The organism is Glycomyces sambucus, from assembly GCF_900102815.1.
Lineage (GTDB): Bacteria > Actinomycetota > Actinomycetes > Mycobacteriales > Micromonosporaceae > Glycomyces > Glycomyces sambucus.
Map to the genome: position 1 here is coordinate 207,364 of NZ_FNGF01000005.1, position 21,121 is coordinate 228,484.

General features: G+C 72.1%; 19 protein-coding genes. 11 read left to right on the plus strand and 8 right to left on the minus strand.

Features of this window, described 5'->3' with window-relative positions:
- Positions 1 to 60: 60 nt before the first annotated feature.
- From BLS99_RS16280 to BLS99_RS16320, 9 genes are all read left to right on the plus strand, one after another.
- On the plus strand, positions 61 to 1,239 hold the full coding sequence (locus BLS99_RS16280) for an ABC transporter permease (RefSeq protein ID WP_342761284.1): 1,179 nt from the start codon (positions 61 to 63) through the stop codon (positions 1,237 to 1,239).
- A 375-nt stretch (positions 1,240 to 1,614) separates the two neighbouring features.
- Complete coding sequence (locus tag BLS99_RS27460; protein ID WP_091052041.1) at positions 1,615 to 3,579, plus strand: DNA polymerase III subunit gamma and tau; 1,965 nt, start codon at positions 1,615 to 1,617, stop codon at positions 3,577 to 3,579.
- 138 nt (positions 3,580 to 3,717) lie between these two features.
- Entirely contained in the window at positions 3,718 to 4,056 is a 339-nt protein-coding gene (locus BLS99_RS16290) for a YbaB/EbfC family nucleoid-associated protein (protein WP_091052714.1), read from the plus strand.
- A gap of 30 nt (positions 4,057 to 4,086) precedes the next feature.
- On the plus strand, positions 4,087 to 4,683 hold the full coding sequence (recR, locus tag BLS99_RS16295) for a recombination mediator RecR (protein WP_091052043.1): 597 nt from the start codon (positions 4,087 to 4,089) through the stop codon (positions 4,681 to 4,683).
- A gap of 214 nt (positions 4,684 to 4,897) precedes the next feature.
- Positions 4,898 to 6,640 (plus strand): ABC transporter substrate-binding protein, encoded by a 1,743-nt coding sequence (locus BLS99_RS16300; RefSeq protein WP_091052045.1) that lies wholly within the window; start codon positions 4,898 to 4,900, stop codon positions 6,638 to 6,640.
- 23 nt (positions 6,641 to 6,663) lie between these two features.
- Entirely contained in the window at positions 6,664 to 7,671 is a 1,008-nt protein-coding gene (locus BLS99_RS16305) for an ABC transporter permease (protein ID WP_091052048.1), read from the plus strand.
- On the plus strand, positions 7,668 to 8,630 hold the full coding sequence (locus tag BLS99_RS16310) for an ABC transporter permease (protein ID WP_091052050.1): 963 nt from the start codon (positions 7,668 to 7,670) through the stop codon (positions 8,628 to 8,630). The genes BLS99_RS16305 and BLS99_RS16310 overlap by 4 nt, the downstream gene beginning before the upstream one ends.
- Positions 8,630 to 9,715: an ABC transporter ATP-binding protein gene (locus BLS99_RS16315; RefSeq protein ID WP_091052052.1), complete on the plus strand. Its 1,086-nt coding sequence runs from the start codon at positions 8,630 to 8,632 to the stop codon at positions 9,713 to 9,715. Before BLS99_RS16310 ends, BLS99_RS16315 begins: the two co-directional genes overlap by 1 nt.
- Complete coding sequence (locus BLS99_RS16320) at positions 9,712 to 10,845, plus strand: ABC transporter ATP-binding protein (RefSeq protein WP_091052055.1); 1,134 nt, start codon at positions 9,712 to 9,714, stop codon at positions 10,843 to 10,845. Before BLS99_RS16315 ends, BLS99_RS16320 begins: the two co-directional genes overlap by 4 nt.
- A gap of 222 nt (positions 10,846 to 11,067) precedes the next feature.
- Here the strand turns inward: BLS99_RS16320 and BLS99_RS16325 are convergent, their stop codons facing one another.
- The gene (locus BLS99_RS16325) at positions 11,068 to 12,306 is read right to left on the minus strand and encodes a metal-dependent hydrolase family protein (RefSeq protein ID WP_091052057.1); all 1,239 of its coding nucleotides are present in this window, start codon (positions 12,304 to 12,306) and stop codon (positions 11,068 to 11,070) included.
- Positions 12,307 to 12,521: 215 nt separating this feature from the next.
- On the opposite strand from BLS99_RS16325, the gene BLS99_RS16330 reads away from it, so the two are divergent.
- On the plus strand, positions 12,522 to 13,010 hold the full coding sequence (locus BLS99_RS16330) for a cupin domain-containing protein (RefSeq protein ID WP_091052059.1): 489 nt from the start codon (positions 12,522 to 12,524) through the stop codon (positions 13,008 to 13,010).
- Between the two features lie 6 nt (positions 13,011 to 13,016).
- On the opposite strand, the gene BLS99_RS16335 is transcribed toward BLS99_RS16330, so the two are convergent.
- The 6 genes from BLS99_RS16335 to BLS99_RS16360 form a co-directional block, all read right to left on the minus strand.
- A complete protein-coding gene (locus BLS99_RS16335) occupies positions 13,017 to 13,736 on the minus strand; it encodes a ComEA family DNA-binding protein (protein ID WP_091052062.1) in 720 nt (239 codons plus the stop codon).
- Positions 13,737 to 13,823: 87 nt separating this feature from the next.
- On the minus strand, positions 13,824 to 14,711 hold the full coding sequence (sucD, locus tag BLS99_RS16340; protein WP_091052065.1) for a succinate--CoA ligase subunit alpha: 888 nt from the start codon (positions 14,709 to 14,711) through the stop codon (positions 13,824 to 13,826).
- A 4-nt stretch (positions 14,712 to 14,715) separates the two neighbouring features.
- The gene (gene sucC / locus BLS99_RS16345) at positions 14,716 to 15,894 is read right to left on the minus strand and encodes an ADP-forming succinate--CoA ligase subunit beta (protein WP_091052068.1); all 1,179 of its coding nucleotides are present in this window, start codon (positions 15,892 to 15,894) and stop codon (positions 14,716 to 14,718) included.
- Between the two features lie 702 nt (positions 15,895 to 16,596).
- A complete protein-coding gene (gene icmB / locus BLS99_RS16350) occupies positions 16,597 to 17,028 on the minus strand; it encodes a coenzyme B12-dependent isobutyryl CoA mutase small subunit (protein ID WP_091052071.1) in 432 nt (143 codons plus the stop codon).
- Positions 17,029 to 17,138: 110 nt separating this feature from the next.
- Complete coding sequence (locus BLS99_RS16355; RefSeq protein ID WP_091052074.1) at positions 17,139 to 18,176, minus strand: hypothetical protein; 1,038 nt, start codon at positions 18,174 to 18,176, stop codon at positions 17,139 to 17,141.
- A 152-nt stretch (positions 18,177 to 18,328) separates the two neighbouring features.
- Positions 18,329 to 18,715, minus strand: a complete 387-nt coding sequence (locus BLS99_RS16360; protein WP_091052077.1) for a MarR family winged helix-turn-helix transcriptional regulator — start codon at positions 18,713 to 18,715, stop codon at positions 18,329 to 18,331.
- Positions 18,716 to 18,801: 86 nt separating this feature from the next.
- Here BLS99_RS16360 and BLS99_RS16365 point away from each other — a divergent pair, with 86 nt between their 5' ends.
- On the plus strand, positions 18,802 to 20,265 hold the full coding sequence (locus tag BLS99_RS16365) for an MFS transporter (protein WP_091052080.1): 1,464 nt from the start codon (positions 18,802 to 18,804) through the stop codon (positions 20,263 to 20,265).
- A gap of 72 nt (positions 20,266 to 20,337) precedes the next feature.
- Here BLS99_RS16365 and BLS99_RS16370 read toward each other — a convergent pair whose 3' ends face one another.
- On the minus strand, positions 20,338 to 21,057 hold the full coding sequence (locus tag BLS99_RS16370; RefSeq protein ID WP_091052082.1) for an ABC transporter ATP-binding protein: 720 nt from the start codon (positions 21,055 to 21,057) through the stop codon (positions 20,338 to 20,340).
- Positions 21,058 to 21,121 lie beyond the last annotated feature (64 nt).

The following is a 21,121-nucleotide window of genomic DNA, read 5'->3' on the forward strand; positions in this document are numbered from 1 at the left end:
GGCCCGCCGCCGCCGGTACCGGTACCCGCACCCGACGCGAGGCCGCTGCGCCCCGCCCGGATGTACACCGGGGACGTCGTCCGCGTCGGCGCCACCGGCCTGCGCACCCGGCCCCTGCGGGCCTGGCTCTCCGCGCTGGGCATCGCGATCGGCATCGCCGCGATGATCGCCGTCGTCGGCATCTCCTCCTCCAGCCGGGCCGAACTCGACCGGCAGCTCGCCGCCCTGGGCACCAACCTGCTCCGGGTCGAGCCCGGCACGTCGATGATCTCGGGCGAGGAGGGCGTCCTCCCCTATGAGGCGACCGCGATGGTCGCCCGGATCGACCCGGTCTACGCCGTGGCCGCCACCGGGAACGTCCCGGACGCGAACGTCTACCGGTCCGACCACATCCCCGAGGGCCGCAGCGGCGGCATGACCGTGCGCGCCGCCGAACTCGACCTCTACGACACCGTCGGGGCCGAACTCGCCGACGGGGCGTGGCTCAACGCCGCCACCGCCCGGTACCCGGCCGCCGTGCTCGGCGCCGAGTCCGCGAAGCAGCTCGGCATCTCCAGCGTCGGCAGCGGCGTCGAGGTGTACCTCGCCGGGCAGTGGTTCACCGTCGTCGGCATCCTCGAACCGGTCGCGCTCGCCGGCGAACTCGACCTCTCGGTGCTGGTCGGATGGGAGTCCGCCGCCGCGTACCTGGGCTTCGACGGGCACCCGACCACCGTGTACGCGCGCGCCGAGGAGCGGTACGTGGAGGAGGTCGCGGGCGTGCTCGCGACGACCGCGAACCCCGAGGCGCCCGACGAGGTCACCGTCTCGCGGCCCTCGGACGCGCTGGCGGCGAAGAACGCCGTGGACACCGCGTTCACGGGAATGCTGCTGGGCCTGGGCGGCGTCGCGCTGCTCGTCGGCGGCGTCGGGGTGGCGAACACGATGGTCATCTCGGTCCTGGAGCGGCGCAGCGAGATCGGCCTGCGCCGGTCGCTCGGGGCCACGAAGGGGCAGATCCGGACCCAGTTCCTGGCGGAGTCGCTGCTGCTGAGCGCCCTCGGCGGCGTCGGCGGGGTGCTGCTGGGGACGGCCGTGACGGCGGGGTTCGCGGCGGTGCGGGAGTGGCCGACGGTCGTCCCGTACTGGGCGAGCGTCGGCGGCGTGGCCGCGACCCTGTTCATCGGGGCGGTCGCGGGCCTGTACCCGGCGGTGCGGGCCTCGCGGCTCTCGCCGACCGAGGCGCTGTCCGCGCAGTGAGCCGGCCGCGGCGCCCGCCCCCGGTCAGGGCGGGCGCCGCGGTCTCCCTGCCGGATGCACTGGTCGGTGATCGGGGTCGGGCGGTTCGCGGTCGTCACCTGCCCGCAGTCACCGGGGCACCGGGTCCGCGAGGTCGGCGGCAGCCGGCCGCACCCGCCCCTGCCGCACCCGTCCGTGTGCCCGCCGCACCAAGACCACCGGTCAGCCGCAGAACGTCGGACCCAGGCCGTACCCTGGCTGGAGGCGCGCGAGAGCACCGCCGCGAGGCACCGCCGAGCGCGCCCCGTGACAACGGCGCCGCGCGGGCGGCGCCGCCGCAAGCACCGCGCCGCCAGAGGACCCGTACCGCCGCGGGGCGACCAGCAGGAGGACGACGTGGCACTCGCGCTCTACCGCAAATACCGGCCGCAGACGTTCGCCGAAGTGGTCGGCCAGGAGCACGTCACCGAACCCCTCATCAACGCCATCCGCGCCGGCCGCCTCAACCACGCGTACCTGTTCTCCGGCCCCCGCGGCTGCGGCAAGACCTCCTCCGCGCGCATCCTCGCCCGCTCCCTCAACTGCGCCCAGGGCCCCACCCCCGAGCCTTGCGGCGAGTGCCGCTCCTGCGTCGCGCTCTCGGCCGCCGGGCACGGCTCCGTCGACGTCATCGAGATCGACGCCGCCAGCCACGGCGGCGTGGACGACGCCCGCGAGCTGCGCGAACGCGCCGTCTTCGCCCCCGTCGACTCCCGCTTCAAGATCTACATCATCGACGAAGCGCACATGGTCACCGCCGCCGGCTTCAACGCCCTCCTCAAGCTCGTCGAGGAGCCCCCGGACTACGTCCTCTTCATCTTCGCGACCACCGAGCCCGACAAGGTCCTCCCGACCATCCGCTCGCGCACGCACCACTACCCCTTCCGGCTCATCCCGCCGCCCGCCATGCGCGAGCTGTGCCGAAAGCTCTGCGACGAGGAGGGCGCGGTCGTCGCCGACGACGTCCTCCCGCTCGTCGTGCGCGCCGGGGGCGGCTCCGCCCGCGACACCCTCTCCGTCCTCGACCAGCTCATCGCCGGTGCCGGAGCCGAAGGCGTCACCTACGAGCGCGCCGCGGGCCTCCTCGGCGTCACCGACGCGGGCCTGCTCGACGAGATGTGCGAGGCGTTCGCGGCCGCCGACGGCGCCGCCGTCATGGAAGTGGTCGAGCGCGTCGTCGAAGGCGGCCACGACCCGCGCCGCTTCGCGGGCGACCTCCTCGAACGCCTCCGCGACCTCCTCGTCCTCACCCAGGTCCCCGACGCGGGGACCCTCGGCCTCGTCGACGCCCCCGCCGACCAGCTCGGCAAGATGACCAGCCAGGCCACCCGCATGGGCACCTCCACGCTCACGCGCATGGCCGAGGTCGTCGCCGCCGGACTCGCCGGGATGCGCGGCGCCACCGCCCCGCGCCTGCTCCTCGAACTCGCCTGCGTCCGCGCGATCCTGCCCGGCTCCGACGAGTCCATGGCCGGGCTCATGCAGCGCCTGGAGACCCTGGAGCAGCGCGCCGCGGGCGCGGCCCTCGCCGCCCCGGCCAGGCCCGTAGCGGCCCCGGTCGAGACCGGCCCGGCCGCGGTCCGGACCGCGCTGGCCCAGGCCGCGCCGACGCCGGCAGCTGCCCCGGCCCCGAAACCCGAACCCGAGGCCCCGGCCGAGGTCCCCCCGTGGGAGGACGCATCGGAGGCCCCGAAACCCCAGGCCGCACCGGCTGCCGCCGCACCCGAACCGGTGGAGGAACCGCCCGCCGAGGACTGGTCCGAGCCCGCCCCGGCCCCGGTCTACGAGCCCGCGCCCGAGCCCGCCGGGGGCGGCACCTCGGCCGCGTCGGTGCGCCGCCAGTGGGACCGGATCATGATGGCGGTCAAGGACCGCAAGCGCACCACCGCCGCGCTCCTCCAGGACGCGACGATCGCCGACGCGAACGACGGCGAGGTGGTCCTCGCCTTCAAGCACGCCTTCCACGCCGAGAACCTCCAGAAGGAGCCCGCGTACGGCATCGTCGTGGGTGTCCTCGGCGAGGTCCTCGGCGGCACCTGGAAGATCCGGTGCGAAGTGGGGGAGGCGGGCAGCCTCCCAAAAGCGCCGACGGGAGCGGCGCCGGCCCCGGCGCCTAGGACCGGCGCGCCCGCGTCCCGGTCCGCGGCCTCCCCGGGCCGGCAGGCCGCGCCCCCGGCCGCCGAGGCGGTCGAGGAGCCCCCGCCGGAGGACTACGACGAGCCCAGCCCGGACGACCCGGTCGCCCCGGGCGGCTTCGGCACCAGCGAGGAGCAGGCCGTCAAGCTCCTCACCAACGCCTTCGGCGCCAAACCGATCGCCTGACCCGGACCGGTCGGCCGCGCCTTCGCGGCGCGCCGCTGTGCGCGGCCGACCGCGCGGGCGTGCTCGGACGCCGGGCGTCGGTCGGGGCGGTTAGGCTGGCCCCAGACCAGGTGAGCCGGAGGGCGAGGAGTGATGGACATGTTCCCAGGCGGAGACATGCAGAAGCTGCTGCAGCAGGCGCAGCAGATGCAGACCGACATGATGAAGGCCCAGGCCGAGCTGGCCGAGTCCGAGGTCAGCGCCTCGGCGGGCGGCGGGCTCGTCACGGCCACGGTCACCGGCGACGGCGAGCTCAAGGGCATCAAGATCGACCCGCAGGCGGTCGACCCCGAGGACGTCGAGACCCTCGAAGACCTCGTCATCGCGGCCGTCCAGGCCGCCAACGACAGCGCGAAGCGGCTCGCGGCCGAGAAGATGGGCCCGCTCGGCGACGCCCTCGGCGGCATGACCGGCGGCCTCGGCCTCCCGGGCATGTAGCGCAGCGGACCGCGGACAAAAGGAGAATCCTTGTACGACGGGGCTTTGGGCGACCTCATCGAGGAGCTCGGGCAGTTGCCCGGTATCGGCCCGAAGAGCGCGCAGCGGCTGGCGTTCCACCTGCTCGCGTCGGAGAGCACCGACGTGGAGCGGCTGACGTCGGCGCTGGAGCGGGTCAAGGCGCAGGTGCGGTTCTGCGAGGTGTGCGGGAACGTCACCGAGGCCGAGCAGTGCGGGATCTGCCGGGACCCGCGGCGGTCCGAGGCGCTCATCTGCGTCGTGGAGGAGCCCAAGGACGTCCTCGCGATCGAGCGCACCGGGGAGTTCCGGGGCCGGTACCACGTGCTCGGCGGGGCGATCAACCCGCTGGAGGGCATCGGGCCGGACGACCTGCGCATCCGCCAGCTCATGGTGCGGCTCCAGGCCGGCGAGACCACCGAGCTCATCCTGGCCACCGACCCGAACACCGAGGGGGAGGCCACCGCCACGTACCTGGCGATGCTGCTGAAGCCCATGGGGCTGAAGGTGACCAGGCTGGCGAGCGGGCTCCCGGTGGGCGGCGACCTGGAGTACGCCGACGAAGTGACCCTCGGCCGGGCCTTCTCGGGCCGCCGCGACATGGACTGAGTGGACTCCCCGGACGCGGCCGGGCCGCGCCGGGGCGTTTTTGAGATCCGTTGTGCTGCAACGAAATCGCGTTGCGAGCGATTAGTGCGGATTCGGTAACAATAGCCCGCGATACGGTCACGATCGCATAACGCTTAACAGTGGTGTAACTCACCGTGTCCTAGTCTTTGGGGTACCTCCGAATACCCACCACGACCGACGGGTGAGACAACCTATGCGCACGTCCCCAACCACAGTCAGGCGCGCCCTCGCCGCCGCGGCAGGCGCCGCCCTGGCAGTGGGCCTGTTCACCGCCTGCGGGTCCGACGGCGACACCGGCGGCGACGCCGACACCGCCGAGGACTTCGACTTCTCCTGCCCGGAACGGACCGACGGCGAGCCCCAGATCGACGAGGCGGCCAACGAGTCGCAGCCGTTCGTCTTCGGCACCCCCGGCGACCCCACCAGCCTGGACCCGATCCTCGCCTCCGACGGCGAGACCTTCCGCGTCAACCGCCAGGTCTTCGACACGCTCCTCGACGCCGACTGCACCGACACCGTGCCGGGCCTCGCCGAGTCGTTCGAGCAGAACCCCGAGGGCACGGAGTGGACCTTCCACCTGCGCGAGGGCGTGACCTTCCACGACGGCGCCCCGCTCGACGGCGCCGCGGTCTGCAAGAACTTCGACCGCTGGGCGAACTTCAAGGGCGGCTTCCAGTCCCCGAACTTCACCTACTACTACTCCGCGGTCTTCGGCGGCTTCGCCGAGAACGACCCGGCCATGGGCATCGAGACCGAGTCGATCTTCAAGGGCTGCACCGCTGACGGCCTCACCGCGACCATCTCGATCAGCCAGTACACCTCCAGCTTCCCGGGCGCCTTCACCCTCGAGTCGCTGTCGATCATCAGCCCGCTGTCGATCGACGCCGTCGCCGACGTGACGCTCCCCGCGGCCGACTCGCCGCTGCCGGAGTACACCCAGACCGTGGGCACGCTGGCCGGCACCGGCCCGTACAAGCTCCAGGACTGGAACCACAGCGAGCAGGAAGTCACCCTCGTCCGCAACGACGACTACTTCGGCGAGCCCGCGCACGTCAAGACCCTGATCTTCAAGACGATCTCGGACGAGACCGCCCGCCGCCAGGCGCTCGAGGCCGGCGACATCCACGGCTACGACCTCGCCGCCCCCGCCGACGCGCAGGCGCTCCTGGACGCGGGCTACCAGGTCCCGATCCGCGGCGTCTTCAACCTGCTCTACCTCGCCTACACGCAGGGCCACGCCCCGCTGGAGGACCACGCGGTCCGCGAGGCGCTCTCCTACGCCGTCGACCGCCAGCGCATCGTCGACTCGGTGCTCCCCGCCGGCGGCATGGTCGCGACCCAGTTCATCCCGCCGAGCCTAGAGGGCTACTCGGACGACGTCGCCACCTACGAGTACGACACCGACAAGGCCAAGGAGCTCCTGGCCGAGGCCGGCGCCGAGGACCTGAGCCTGACGTTCTGCTACCCGACCGACGTGACCCGGCCGTACATGCCGGCGCCGAAGGACATCTTCGACATCATCGCGTCCGACCTGGAGGCCGCCGGCGTCACCGTCGAGGCCCGTCCGATCACCTGGGTCGAGTACATCCCGACCACGCGCAGCGGCGAGTGCCCGCTGTACCTGCTCGGCTGGACCGGCGACTTCGCCGACCCGTACAACTTCCTGGGCACCTGGTTCGCGGCCCCCTCGACCGAGTGGGGCTTCGACAGCCCGGAGGTCTTCGACGCGATCGCCGCGGCGAACACCGAGCCGGACGCGGCCGCCCGCGTCGACCTGTGGAAGGCCGCGAACGAGGCCGTGATGGAGGAGCTGCCGGGTCTGCCGATCTCGTCCTCGCCGCCGTCGATCGCGTTCGCCGCGAACGTGTACCCGCCGGACGTCTCCCCGCTGACGCGGGAGGACTTCGCGCAGGTCTCCTTCACCACCGGTTCCTAGTACAGAAACCTCTACAGCCACATATGCTGCGCTACACCGTTAAGCGCCTCCTGCAGCTGGCCGTCGCGCTCTTGGGACTCACTCTGCTGCTGTTCGCGTGGTTCAAGGCCCTTCCGGGCGGACCCGAGAACCAGCTGCTCCCCGAGAACGCCACGGACCAGCAGCGGGAGGCGCTGCGGGCCGCCCTGGGGCTCGACGAGCCCCTCTGGGTCCAGTACGGCGACTTCGTGGGCAGGGCCGTCCGCCTCGACTTCGGCAGTTCGCTGTCGAGCGGGCGGCCCATCGCCACGGAGCTCGCCGACCGGCTGCCCGCCACCATCGAACTGTCCTTGGCGGCCATGCTCATCGCCGTCGGCGTGGGCATCCCGCTGGGCTACCTCGCGGCGAAGCGCCGCGGGTCGTGGCTGGACTTCTCGGCCGTCTCGGGCTCGCTCCTGGGGACGTGCATCCCGATCTTCTTCCTCGCGGCCATGCTGAAAGTGGTGTTCGCGCAGGAGCTGGGGTGGCTGCCGACGACCTTCCGGCTGTCGGCCGGCTCCACGTACACGGAGGTCACGGGCCTGCGGGTGCTGGACGGGGTGATCACCGGCGAGTTCGACATCGCCTGGGACGCGGTGCTGCACCTGGTGCTGCCCGCGATCGCGCTGTCCTCGATCCCGCTCGCGGTCATCGTGCGGATCACCCGCGCGAGCGTCCTCGACGTGGTCGGCGAGGACTACGTGCGCACCGCCGACGCGAAGGGCCTCAAGCCCTCCGTGGTCCGCGGCCGGCACGTGATGCGGAACGCGATGCTGCCGATCGCGACGATCATCGGCCTGCTCCTGGGCAGCCTGTTCGCGGGCGCGGTCCTGACGGAGTCGGTGTTCTCGTTCGGGGGCATCGGCTCGTTCGTCTACCAGGCGACGACCGAGCGCGACTATCCGGCGCTCATGGGCTTCATCCTGGTGATCGCCGTGTTCTACGTGGTCATCAACCTGCTCGTGGACCTGTCCTACGGCCTCCTCGACCCGAGAGTGCGGGTGCGGTCATGACGACTGCCAGGATCGAAAAGCTCGACCGCCTCATCGAGGCGAGCGTCTCGGCGCGCGAGGCCCAGACGGGTTCGCTGCTGCGCCAGTCGTTCCGGCGGCTCAAGGGCTCGCCGATGGCGGTCACCGGCGGGGTCATCGTCGGCCTGTTCGTGGTGGTGGCGGTCCTGGGGCCGCTCATCGCCCCGTACGACCCGACGGCGCAGACCTGGGGCAAGGAGGTGTTCCTCAACCGGAACATCTTCCCGGGGCCGCGGGCCGAGAACTGGTTCGGCCTGGACCACCTGGGCCGGGACATGTTCTCGCGCATGATCGTCGGAGCGCGCCAGACGCTGCTGGTCGGTGTCGTGGCGACGCTCATCGGGTTCCTCGCGGGCGCGGTGATCGGCGGCGTGGCCGCCGCCTCGGGCACCTTCGGGGGCCGCTGGGGCGAGCGGGTCGAGGCCGTCATCATGCGCACGGTGGACGTGGCGCTGGCGATCCCGATGCTGCTGCTGGCGCTGAGCGTCGCGGCGCTGCTGGGGCCGTCGCTGAGCACGGTGATGATCGCGGTCGGGGTCGCGCAGATCCCGATCTTCGCGCGGCTGCTGCGCGGTTCGATGCTGGCGCAGGCCCATTCGGACTACGTGCTCGCGGCGATCTCCCTCGGTGTCCCCAAGGGGCGGATCGTGGTCTCGCACATCCTGCCGAACTCGCTGGGTCCGGTCATCGTGCAGGCCACGCTGGTGCTCGCCACGGCGATCATCGAGGCCGCGGCCCTGTCGTACCTGGGCCTGGGCAATCCCGACCCGGGCAGCCCGGAGTGGGGGACCATGCTCGCGGATGCGCAGCGGTTCCTCTCGGGCGCACCGCAACTCGCGATCTATCCGGCGGTCGGCATCATCGTGACCGCCCTGGGCTTCACCCTCCTCGGCGAGGCCATGCGCGAATCGCTCGACCCGAGGCTGAGGAGGCAGGAGTAGTGGCACTGCTCGAAGTAGAGGAGCTGCGGGTCGCGTTCGGCGCGGCCACCGCCGTGGACGGCGTGTCGTTCTCGGTGGAGGAGGGCAAGATCGTCGGCCTGGTCGGCGAGTCCGGGTGCGGCAAGTCCGTCACCAGCCTCGCCGTCATGGGCCTGCTGCCCAAGGGCCGCGGCGGGCGCCGCTCCAAGGCGCCCCAGCCGGTCCAGGCCGCCGCCGCCGAGCCCGCGCCGGGCGCGGTCAAGGCGACCGCGGCCGCGCCGCAGGCGGTCCCCGCGGGGGGCGGGCGCCGCAGGGGCGGCGGCGCCTACGTCAGCGGGCGGGCCGTGTTCGACGGCACCGACCTCCTGACGCTCGCGCCGGCCGCGATGCGCCGGCGCCGCGGCCGGGACCTCGCCATGGTCTTCCAGGACCCGCTGTCGAGCCTGAACCCGGTCGTGCCGATCGGCCGGCAGATCACCGAGGTGCTGGAGCGCCACCGGGGCCTCAAGGGCGCCAAGGCGAACCAGGAGGCCGCGAACCTCCTGGACCGGGTCGGCATCCCCGACCCGACCCGGCGCCTCAAGGAGTACCCGCACCAGCTCTCGGGCGGCATGCGCCAGCGCGTGCTCATCGCGATCGCGGTCGCGTGCGCGCCGCGGCTCCTGATCGCCGACGAGCCGACGACCGCGCTCGACGTGACGATCCAGGCGCAGATCCTGGAGCTGCTCAAGGACCTGGTCGACCACGAGGGCACCGCGCTGCTCATGATCACGCACGACCTGGGGGTCGTGGCGGGCATGTGCGACGAGGTGAACGTGCTCTACTCGGGGCGCGTGGTCGAGTCGGCGCCGGTGCGGGAGCTGTTCGCGCGGCCCACGCACCCTTACACGATCGGGCTGCTGGGGTCGATCCCCAAGCTGGACCTGCCGATCCACGAGCCGCTGACGCCGATCCGCGGTTCGATCGCCGACGTCATCCGCTGGAAGGACGGCTGCGCGTTCGCGCCCCGCTGCGACCGCGTCGCCGAGGCGTGCGTCTCGGGCGAGCCCGCGCTGGTCGGGTCGCCGCACGCCCACCGCTGCGTCTTGGCCGAGGAGGTCGCATGAGCACTGAGCCGCGAGACGAGGCGGTGCAGGATCAGGCGCCGCAGGACCAGGCGGTGCAAGATCATGCCCCGCAAGGGGAACCGGCGGTAGAGCCCGAAGTGGCGGACGCGGAGGTCCCGGCGCAGCGCGCCGAGGAGCCCGCGGCTCCGGCCGCGCGGCCGGTCCTGCTGGAGGTCGAGGACCTGAAGGTGCACTTCCCGATCCGCCGCGGCGTGGTCGTGGAGCGCACCGTGGGCCACGTGCGGGCCGTCGACGGCGTGAGCCTGTCGGTGCCGCAGGGCGGCACCTTCGGGCTCGTGGGCGAGTCCGGTTGCGGCAAGACCACCTTCGGGCGGGCGGTGCTGCGGCTGGAGGAGCCGACGGCGGGCCGGGTGACCCTGGGCGGCGACGACGTGACGGCGCTGGGCGGGGAGCGGCTGCGGAAGTTCCGCTCCCGCATGCAGATGGTGTTCCAGGACCCGCTCGGTTCGCTCAACCCGCGCCACAACGTGGACATGCTGCTGTCGGAGCCGCTGAAGGTCCACGGCGTGGGCTCGAAGGCGGAGCGGCGCAAGCTGGCCGTGGAGACGCTCGACGCGGTGGGCCTGCCGAAGTCGGTGCTGGAGCGGTTCCCGCACGAGTTCTCGGGCGGGCAGCGCCAGCGCCTGGGCATCGCGCGGGCGCTCATGCTGCGCCCGGACCTGATCGTGTGCGACGAGCCGGTCTCCGCGCTCGACGTGTCGATCCAGGCGCAGGTGATGAACCTGCTCGACGAGCTCCAGGACGAGTTCGGGCTCACCTACCTGGTGATCGCGCACGACCTCGCGGTGGTCCGGCACCTGTCGGACCGGGTCGGGGTCATGTACCTGGGCAAGCTGGTGGAGGAGGCCGACTCCGAGTCGATCTACGAGCACCCGCGCCACCCGTACACGAAGGCGCTGCTCTCCGCGGTGCCGCAACCGGACCCGGAGAAGGAGGCCACCCGCGAGCGCATCATCCTCAAGGGCGACCTGCCGTCCCCGGCGAACCCGCCTTCGGGCTGCCGCTTCCGCACCCGCTGCCCGTGGGCGGAGGACATCTGCGCCGAGGTGGAGCCGGAGTGGCGCGAGGCCGCGAGCGGGCACAAGGTGGCGTGCCACTTCGACCTGTAGCGAGTGAGAACCGAAGGCGCGGGCCGCGATCGCGGCCCGCGCCTTCGGTCTTCCGCTCCTGGGCGACCTGCGCCGGGATGCCGAGGCGGCCCCGGTACGGGTGCCGTCGCTCCCAAGTGGACTTCCACTGGTGCCGGGCGAGCTGCCGGACCAGGTGCCCTCGTCGGGGGTTCTCGGTCGGCCCTTCGAACGCGCTCGACGCCGCGTTGTCGACCTTCTGCGTCAGTCGAGTGCGCCGTGTTTCACGCTGCCGCCCTGCATGACCAGTCTCAGGTGCGCCCCGGGGTCGGTGAGGACCGCGAGGTCGGCGAGCGGGTCGCCGTCGACCACGAGCAGGTCCGCGGCGAAGCCCGGCGCGACCTGCCCCAGCCGCGCTTCCTCGCCGAGCAGCCGCGCGGCGGTCACGGTGGCCGACCGGATCACGTCGGCCGCCGGGATCACGGCGCCGCGGATCGCGAACTCGTCCAACTGGTGCCTGCGCATGCCGCCCAGGAGGTCCGAGCCGTAGCAGAGGTTCACGCCCGCGCGGTGCGCGAGTTCGAGCGCCCGCAGCCCCGCGTCGAGGACGATCTCGTTCTTCGCCAGGTTCGCGGGGGAGAGCCCGTACTCGGCGCCCTCTGCGGCCATGCGCCGGTACGTGACCAAGGTCGGCACCAGGAACGCGTCGTGCTCCAGGAACAGCTCCACACTGGACTCGTCGAGGAGGTTGCCGTGCTCGATCGACCGCACCCCCGCCGCCAGGCCCCGGTTGATCGCCCGCGCCGTGTACGCGTGCCCGGCGACGTACCGGTTCGCGGCCTCGGCCTCCTCCACGATCGCGCGGATCTCCTCGATCGAGAACTGGGTCGAGTCGATCCGGTCCGTGGGCGAGGCCACCCCGCCCGACAGCATGATCTTCACGTGGTGGGCGCCGGTGCGCAGCTGCTCGCGGGCGGCCCGGCGCACCCCGTCCACGCCGTCGCACACGAGCCCGAGGTCCGGGCAGCACTGGTGGTCGTCGTGCACCGACCGCCCGCGCGGGCGCATGTCGACGTGCCCGCCGGTCTGCGAGAGCGCCTTGCCGCCGAAGAAGATCCGCGGCCCGTCGATGAGCCCCTCCGCGACCGCGTCGTGGATCCCGAAGTCGGCCCCGCCGGGGTCGCGCACCGTGGTGAACCCGCGCGCGAGCATCTCCCGCAGCTCGATCGCGGCCTTGACCGCCACGTACGCGGGCGACTGGTCGCCCAGGCCCGACAGGTCCGCGGTGTGGGCGTTGACGTGCACGTGGCAGTCGATGAGCCCGGGCATGAGGGTCTTCCCGCCGAGGTCGACCACCCTCGCGTCCCCCGCCTCGACGTCGGTGCCGACCGCGGCGATCTCGCCGCCGCGCACCAGCACTCGCCGCCCCGGCGCGACCGCCCCCGCGGCGGCGTCCAGCACGGCGGTGTTCGTGAACAGCACGGTCTCGGACAGCTCGCCCATCAGGGTCCCTTCGGTCGGCGCCGCGCCTTGCCGCGCGGCTAGTGCACCACCAATATGCCGGACCGCCCGGTACCGTCGGACACGGGCCCGGGCACCGCCGCCGAGGAGCGCACCGAGGAACGCGCACCGAGGGGCGGCGCCGGGAGCGATGAGTTCACGCGCCCCGGATCGTCTTCACCGGTACCACCCGCGGCGCACGAGAGAGAGCGAGCGACATGTCCTATCCCGAACCGAGGTACTTCGGCGACGACGGCGAGATGAGCGCCCAGTTCCGGCCCGCGACCGCGCCGGCCGACCTGGCCTACCCCAACGGCGGCACCGCCGGCTACCTCGCCACCGGCGCCACCACGAACGGCCAGTTCGGCCTCTACCAGTGGAACATGAGCGGCGCCCGCTCCGGCCCCGACCCGCACTTCCACCGCACCATCTCGGAGTCCTTCTACATCCTCACCGGCACGATCCGGATCTACAACGGCGCCAAGTGGGTCGACCACGTGCCCGGCGACTTCGTGCACGTCCCCGAAGGCGGCGTCCACGGCTTCCGCAACGAGTCCGGCGAGCCCGCCTCGATGCTCCTCATGTTCCACCCGGGGGCGCCCCGCGAGGAGTACTTCGAGGGCCTGCTGACCATCGGCGACCTCACGGACGAAGAGCGCAAGGAGTTCTTCGCCCGCCACGACAACTACTGGATCGAAGAGGCGTAGCCCCCGCTAGGGCAGGAGCACCGCGTACTCGCGCAGGTGCCGCTCGAACCCGGGTGCGACCCCGACCTCCACGATCACCTCGTCGAGGCTCTGGAACGGGCCCAGGCGCTCCACGCGCTCGCGGACCTGCTCCGCGAGCGCCGCGTTGAACCCCGGCAGCTCGCACAGGACCGCGGCGGGCGCGTGGTTGAGGTCGACCAGGCCCCCGTCGTCGAGCCGCCGCGGCCGGTCCGGGCGGCCGACGCCGCTGCGCTTGGCGAGCGACGGGTCCCCTTCGGCGAGCCGCCGGGCGTCCTCGCGCAGCCGCGCGGCCTGGTCGAGGGCCGGGGCGACCCAGTCCCCGGCCGGGACGGGCTTGGGGACCGGCGCGGGGCTCCTCGGGGCCCACACGTGCCGGCGGACCGCGAGCAGGTGCACCGCGGCGCCGAACGTGGAGGCGACCATGAGCACGAACGCGCTCCACAGCGCCCAGTCGGGGGTCTCGCCCACGTCGAACGGGAGGATGAGCGCGAAGAACCCCAGGAACACGGCCGTGTAGGCGATCGCGGGCGCCACGGTCGCGGCCGTGGGCCGCCGCCCGGCCGCGATGCCGAACGCCAGGGGCGCACCGGCTCCGGGCACGACCAGGGGCAGCAGCGCCCACGCGAACGTGGCCGCGCCGGGCCCGCCCGGCGGCCCGGGGAACGGCGTCGCGGGCGGTCGCGGAGGCGGGGGCGTCGAGGGCATGGCCCCGATCGTAACCACCGGGTGCGCGAGCGCCGGAGACGACGAAGGGCCGGACGGCGATGCCGTCCGGCCCTTCTCGTGTGCTGCCTAGAGGTTCTCGATGACCTCGCGCATGAGGCGGGCGGTCTCGCTCGGGGTCTTTCCGACCTTGACGCCGGCGGCCTCGAGGGCGGCCTGCTTCGACTCGGCGGTGCCGGCCGAGCCCGAGATGATGGCGCCGGCGTGGCCCATCGTCTTGCCCTCGGGCGCGGTGAAGCCCGCGATGTAGCCGACGACCGGCTTGGTCACGTTGTTCTTGATGAACTCCGCGGCCCGCTCCTCGGCGTCGCCGCCGATCTCGCCGATCATGACGATCGCCTTGGTCTCCGGGTCCTCCTCGAACGCCCGCAGGCAGTCGATGTGGGTGGTCCCGATGACCGGGTCGCCGCCGATGCCGACGGAGGTCGAGAAGCCGATGTCCCGCAGCTCGTACATGAGCTGGTAGGTCAGCGTGCCCGACTTGGAGACGAGGCCGATCGGGCCGGTCCCGGTGATGTCGGCGGGCGTGATGCCCGCGTTCGACTTGCCGGGGCTGGCGATGCCGGGGCAGTTCGGGCCCACGATGCGGGTCTTGCCGCCCTTGGACTCGGCGTAGTTCCAGAAGGTCACCGAGTCGTGCACCGGGATGCCCTCGGTGATGACGATGACCAGCTCGATCTCGGCGTCGATCGCCTCGACCACGGCGGCCTTGGAGAACGCCGGGGGGACGAACACGACGGACGCGTTGGCGCCGGTCTCGGCGATGGCCTCCTGCACGGAGGCGAACACCGGGAGGCTCACGCCGTCGACGTCGACCTTGGTGCCGGCCTTGCGCGGGTTCACGCCGCCGACGATCTCGGTGCCGGCCTTGAGCATGCGGCGGGTGTGCTTCATGCCCTCGGAGCCGGTCATGCCCTGGACGATGACCTTGGAGTTCTCATTGAGGAAGATCGCCATTGGACTAGGCCCCCTTGTTCGCGAGCTCGGCGGCCTTGTCGGCCGCGGCGTCCATGGTCTCGACCACGGTGATGAGCGGGTGGTTCGCGTCGGCGAGGATCTTGCGACCCTCCTCCGCGTTGTTGCCGTCGATGCGGGCGACGAGCGGCTTGGTGACGTCCTCGCCGCGGTCGGCGAGCGTCTGGAGCGCGCCGAGGATGCCGCGGGCGACCTCGTCGCAGGCGGTGATCCCGCCGAAGATGTTCACGAACACGGCCTTGACCTGCGGGTCCGACAGGACCACTTCGAGGCCGTTCGCCATGACGGCGGCGGAGGCGCCGCCGCCGATGTCGAGGAAGTTCGCGGGCTTGACCCCGCCGTGGCCCTCACCGGCGTACGACACGACGTCGAGGGTGGACATGACGAGGCCGGCGCCGTTGCCGATGATGCCGACGGAGCCGTCGAGCTTCACGTAGTTGAGGCCGGAGTCCTTGGCGCGCTGCTCCAGCGGGTCGACCGCGGCCTTGTCCTCGAACTCGGCGTTCTCGGGGTGGCGGAAGTCGGCGTTCTCGTCGAGGGTGACCTTCGCGTCGAGCGCGAGGACCTTGCCCTCGGGCGTGCGCACGAGCGGGTTGACCTCGACGAGGGTGGCGTCCTCGGCGACGAAGGCGCCCCAGAGCTTCACGAACACGTCCACGAGCTGGTCGCGGAGGTCCTCGGGGAAGCCGGCCTGGGTGACGATGGCGTTCGCGATCTCCGGGGTGACGCCTTCGCCGGCGTCGATCGGGAGCTTCACGACCTTCTCGGGGGCGGTGTGGGCGACCTCTTCGATCTCCATGCCGCCCGCGGTCGACGCGATGCACAGGAAGGTGCGGTTCGCGCGGTCCAGCAGGTACGAGAAGTAGTACTCCTCGTCGATGTCGGCGGTCACCGTGAGCATGACCTTCTCGACGGTGTGGCCCTTGATGTCCATGCCGAGAATGTTCTGGGCGTGGGTGCTCACCTCGTCGACGGTGTCGGCCAGCTTGACGCCGCCGGCCTTGCCGCGGCCGCCGACCTTCACCTGCGCTTTGACGACCACCCGGTCGCCGAGGCGCTCGGCGAGCTCCACGGCCTCCTGTGTGGTGGTGGCGACGCCGCCGTCCAGAACCGGCACTCCGTGCCGGGCGAACAGTGCGCGGCCCTGGTATTCGTACAGATCCACTGTAGAGTCCGCTCCACTAGCTAGTCTTCTTTGACCGGACGGCCTGGGCCTCCCCGCCCGGGCCCGGTGCGGGCCGCGGTCTCGGCGAACCGGGTCCGGTCGGACGGGGGAGCAGGTACAGGTGCCCGTTATCGCAGGGTAACGCGCGGCGAGGCGCCCCGGGTGCGGGCGGGCGGCCGGTGTGACGAGTCAGGCTCGGGACGCCGCTTGCCGGGCCCTTCCAGGCGATTCACGGTCCGGCGGGGCGGAAGTGCGGCCCGCGCGGCCGGGGCGTGTCGGAATCGGAGCGCCCCCGGCTGCGACGACGCCCGGAGGGTGCGGCATCCGGGGCGGGCGCGGCGGGGAACCGGACCCGGGAACAGAGGCGGGGACCGGACGCACCCCTCAGGCGTCCGGTCCCCTTAGCGGGAACCAAGCCCACCCCTCAAAGGCTTGATTCCCTTAGGCACGATGCCCTATCGCCACCCCTCAATCGACAGGGCATCGGCAGCTTGTGGCACAGCTCAATAACACCTCGCTTGCGGAAGTGAACTCCCGGTGAAGCGCCTGCGTCATTGTCCGGCGGCCTTTCGGCCGACTGCTGATGCGTCTTCCGCGGCGTTGCTTCCGCGTCCGACACTTATAAGAACGAGGGCCGCGGGACCCGGTTACGGTCTCCTCGAAGAATTTTTTGCCGGGGGCGTTCGCCCTGGCAGCGGCCGTTCAGACGGCCGCGGGACGCCCCTGATCGGGTGAGGGCACATGGCCCCGGACCCATTCGGCGATGACCTGCGTCGAGGCGCCGGGGCCGAATATCTGCGCCACTCCGGCCTCGCGCAACTGCGCGGCGTCCCCGTCGGGAATGATGCCGCCGCCGAATACGACGATGTCGCGGGCGTCGTTCTCGTCGAGGAGTTTCAGCACCCGCGGGAACAGCGTCATGTGGGCGCCGGAGAGGATGCTCAGGCCGATCGCGTCGGCGTCCTCGGCGAGGGCGGTGGCGACGACCTGCTCGGGGGAGTTGTGCAGGCCGGTGTACACGACCTCCATGCCCGCGTCGCGCAGTGCGCGCGCCACGACCTTCGCTCCACGGTCGTGGCCGTCGAGCCCGACCTTCGCCACCACCACGCGGATGGGCGCGCCGGATGCAGACATGGGTGTACCTCCTCGTACGGAGGCCGCGGCGCCTGCGTCGCTCGTGGCGATCGGCGCCGCGGCCGGTTCATGCAAGTGAGCTTAGTCGCGACCGGTGCGGGTTGGAAGTCCTACTGGCCGTAGGGCGGCTGCGGCGGCTGCTGCTGGCCCGGCTGCTGGTAGCCGGGCGGGGGCGGCGGGTACCCGCCGGGCTGCTGGCCCTGCGGCGGGCCGTAGCCGGGCGGGGGCTGCTGCTGGTAGGCGCCGGGCTGCTGCCCGTACCCGGGCGGCGGGTAGCCGCCGGGGGCCGCGGCCTGCGGGCCCTTGATGTACGCCTTGGCCGCGTCGTCCTTGAGGTAGATGAAGCTCGCGTAGCCCAGGGCCCCGGCGAGCACGATGCTCTGGAGGAGCAGCACCGCGGCGAGGCCGCCGAGCAGCGCGAACGCGCCGAACGAGGTGAGCAGCGACAGGATCGAGAACCCGGCGCCGATCATGACCAGGATGATGCCGGTCAGGCGCAGGCCGGGGGAGGTGATCTTGCCCTGCGGCAGGGCCCAGCCGTACCAGCCGAACGCGCCGCAGATGAGGATGCCGAACACGGCCGAGCCCACGTAGAACCCGCCGAAGCTGAACACCTGGACGAGGTTGCCCAGGACGCCGACGCCCGCGGCGATGAGCACCATGAGGCCGATGCGCTTGATGCCCTCGGGGGCCGCGCCCGCGGGGCCGGTGGCCTGCGGCTGCGGGAAGCCCGCCTGGGGCGGGGGCGGCGGGTAGCCGCCGGGCTGGGGCTGGCCGGGCTGGCCGTACGGCTGCTGGCCGGTCTGCTGGAACTGCCCGGACCCGAGCGGCTGCTGCTGCGGGGGCGGGGGCGTGCCCGCGGGCTGGAAGCCGGTCTGGGAGGTCCCCGACTGCGGCATGACCGTGGTCTCGGCGTACGGCGCGCCCGGCGGGTCGGCCGGGCCGGTCGGGTTGCCGAGCGGCGAGGGCGGGGGAGGCGGGGTGCCCTGCTGAACGTCGGCGCGCGAGATCTTCATGGTGCGGTCGAGGCCGGACTCGTCCCCTTCGGGGGCCGGAGCCGCGGGCGGCGTCGGTGCGCCTGCGCCGGGCTTCAGCTTGAAGGTGCCGCCGTCCTCGTCGTCGGGTCGGTCGTTCTCTGGGGGAGTCATGACATCCACTCTCCATGCCGGATCGGTTGTGACTGCTCTCCACCTCACCTTACCGACCGTCACGCCGCAAGGGGGTATGCCGTCCGAGAGGGCATGCGTGCGCAAGCGCCGCAACGGCTCCCGCGGAGCCGCCGCGGTGAGCGGTAACCCGGTCACGCCAGGTGGCGGCGGAGCACGGCCCGGTAGGTCGGCTGGGCCGCCTCGTAGCGCTCCTGCCCGGCGGGGGTGAGGAGGAGGAACATGGCCCGGCGGTCGAAGTCGCAGGTCGCGCGGGTGACGAGGCCGGCCTTCTCCAGGCGCGTGACGGTGCGGGAGAGGGCGCTCTGGCTGAGGTACATCTCGGCCTCCAGCTCCTTCATCTTCGCCTTCCCGCCGTGCTTCCCGCAGCTGCGGGACAGGATCTTGAGCACCTCGAACTCGCTCAGGCCCAGGTCGTGCCCGTCCTGCAGCGAGTTCTCCAGCTCGCACGAGGTGTTGTGGTACACCCGGAGTGTTTCAGACCACTTGGTGCACACGTCTTCGTCTACTACGGCCTCCATGACCAGGAGATTACCATGTCAAGACATTTAATGTCCATGCATTTGATGTGTTGACATCCAATGCACGTGCATGTAAGTTTCTCCGCATGACGATCACCGAACCGAAACCGCAGGCCACCCTCCCCACCACCCCCGGCGATACGACTCCACACACCCCGAGCCGCTGGGGACCAAAGCTGTGGGCCGTGCTGTTCGTGGCGGGCCTCGCGATGTTCCTCGACGCCCTCGACGTCTCCATGGTCGGCGTCGCGCTCCCCTCGATCGGCGCCGAACTCGGCCTCGAGACCGCCTCGCTCCAGTGGATCGTCAACGGCTACATCCTCGGCTACGGCGGCCTGCTCCTCCTGGGCGGACGCATGGCCGACCTGCTGGGCCGGCGCCAGGTCTTCCTGAGCGCGCTCGTGGTCTTCGGCGTCGCCTCCCTCGTCGGCGGCCTGGTCGACAACGAGGCCCTCCTCATCGCCTCCCGCATCGTCAAGGGCGTCGCCGCCGCCTTCACCGCCCCGGCCGCGCTCTCGATCATCACCACCACGTTCAAGGAGGGCCACGACCGCAACAAGGCCCTGTCGATCTTCACCGTCTTCGGCGCCACCGGGTACGCCTCCGGCCTCATCGCCTCCGGCCTGCTCACCAGCGTCGACTGGCGCCTGACGTTCTTCGCGCCGGTCGTCGTGGTCGCCGCGGTGCTCGTGGCCGCCTTCTTCGTGGTCCCCAAGAACGCCGAGCGCGAGAAGGGGCACATCGACTTCCTCGGCTCCGCCACGCTCACCGGCGGCATGCTCGCCGCGGTCTACACCATCGTCACGGTCCCCGAGACCGGCTTCACGCCGCTCGTCACCGCCACGACGGCCGCCGCGGCCGTGCTCCTCGCCGCGTTCTTCGTCATCGAGAACAAGGTCGCCCACCCGCTGGTGCGCCTGAGCATCTTCAAGGTCAAGTCGATCGTCCGCGCCAACCTGGCCGCGCTCGCGATCTTCGGCTCCTACATCAGCTTCCAGACGATCGTGTCCCTGTACCTGCAGAACACGCTCCAGTGGGAGCCGATCCAGATGGCGATGGCGCTGGCCCCCGCCGGGATCATCGTCGCGATCCTGTCGCCGATCGCCGGCAAGTTCATCGACCGCTACGGCACCAAGTCGATGATCATCGCCTCCATGGCCGCGTTCGTCCTCGGCTACCTGTGGTTCATCCTGCGCGGCGGCTCGGCCCAGCCGAACTACCTCACCGACTACCTGCCCGCGTTCCTGCTGCTGGGCCTCGGCTTCGCGATCGGCTTCTCGTCGGTCATGGTCCAGGCCACCGAGGGCATCTCGGACGACGAGCAGGGCCTGGCCTCCGGCCTGGTCCAGACCTCCGGCCAGATCGGCGGCGCGGTCGTCCTCGCGGTCGTCACCGGCCTCATCTCCGGCGGCGCCGCCACTTCGATCGCCCAGTACCGGCCCGGCCTGTACCTGGTCACCGCGGTGGCCGTGATCGGCCTCCTCGCCAGCGCCACCGCGCTGCTCGGCCGCCGCGCGGCCGAAGCCGACACCGTGGTCGAAGCGGCCTAGCTCCTACCAGGAAACCGCCCGCGCGACAGGGCCCGCCGTCCCCCGGACGGCGGGCCCTGTCGCATCCCCGGATCAGACCGCGGAGGTCAGGACCGGCCGCAGCCGCGCCCCTTCGAGCGCGAACGTCGCGTGCGCCCGGGAGGCCGCGGCCGGGTCCCCGGTGACCATGAGCAGGCCCGGCGCCCACTCGTCGACCAGCGACCGCACGAGGTCGAGGACCTCGGCGGCCTCGTACGCGTCGAGGGCCCCGGTCGGCTCGTCGGCCACGACCAGGTCGGGCCGGGACGCGAACGCCCGCGCCACCGCGGCCCGCTGCTGGAACACCGGGGCGAGGTCACCGGGTCGGCGCCGCAGGAGCCGCGCGACCCCGGTCCGCTCGGCGAGGTGGTGCAGCCAGTCCCGGTCGTCCGCGGCCCCGGCGAGGCGCAGCGGCATCGCCAGGTTCTCCTCGACGGTGAGCGAGGGCAGCAGGTTGAAGGACTGGAACACGAACCCGATCCGGCCCTGCCGCAGCAGGGTCCGCTTGGCCTCGCCGAGGCCGTTGACGCGCCGGTCGCCGATGCGGACCTCCCCGCCGGTCGGGTCGTCGAGGCCCGCGGCGCAGTGCACCAGTGTCGACTTGCCGGACCCGCGGCCGCCCAGGACGGCGATGAACGCGCCGCCGGGGACGTCGAGGCTGACGCGGTCGAGGACGGTGTGCGCCCCGTCGTAGGTCTTCGAGATCTCCCGCAGCGCCAGCGCCGGTGCGCCGGTGGCCGCGGGTCTGCGGGGAGCGGTGAGGACAGTGGTCATCGGGTGTGCCTCCGGGTTTCCTGGTATCACTGCACGCTATGGCGATCGGGGTCCCTTTCCAATG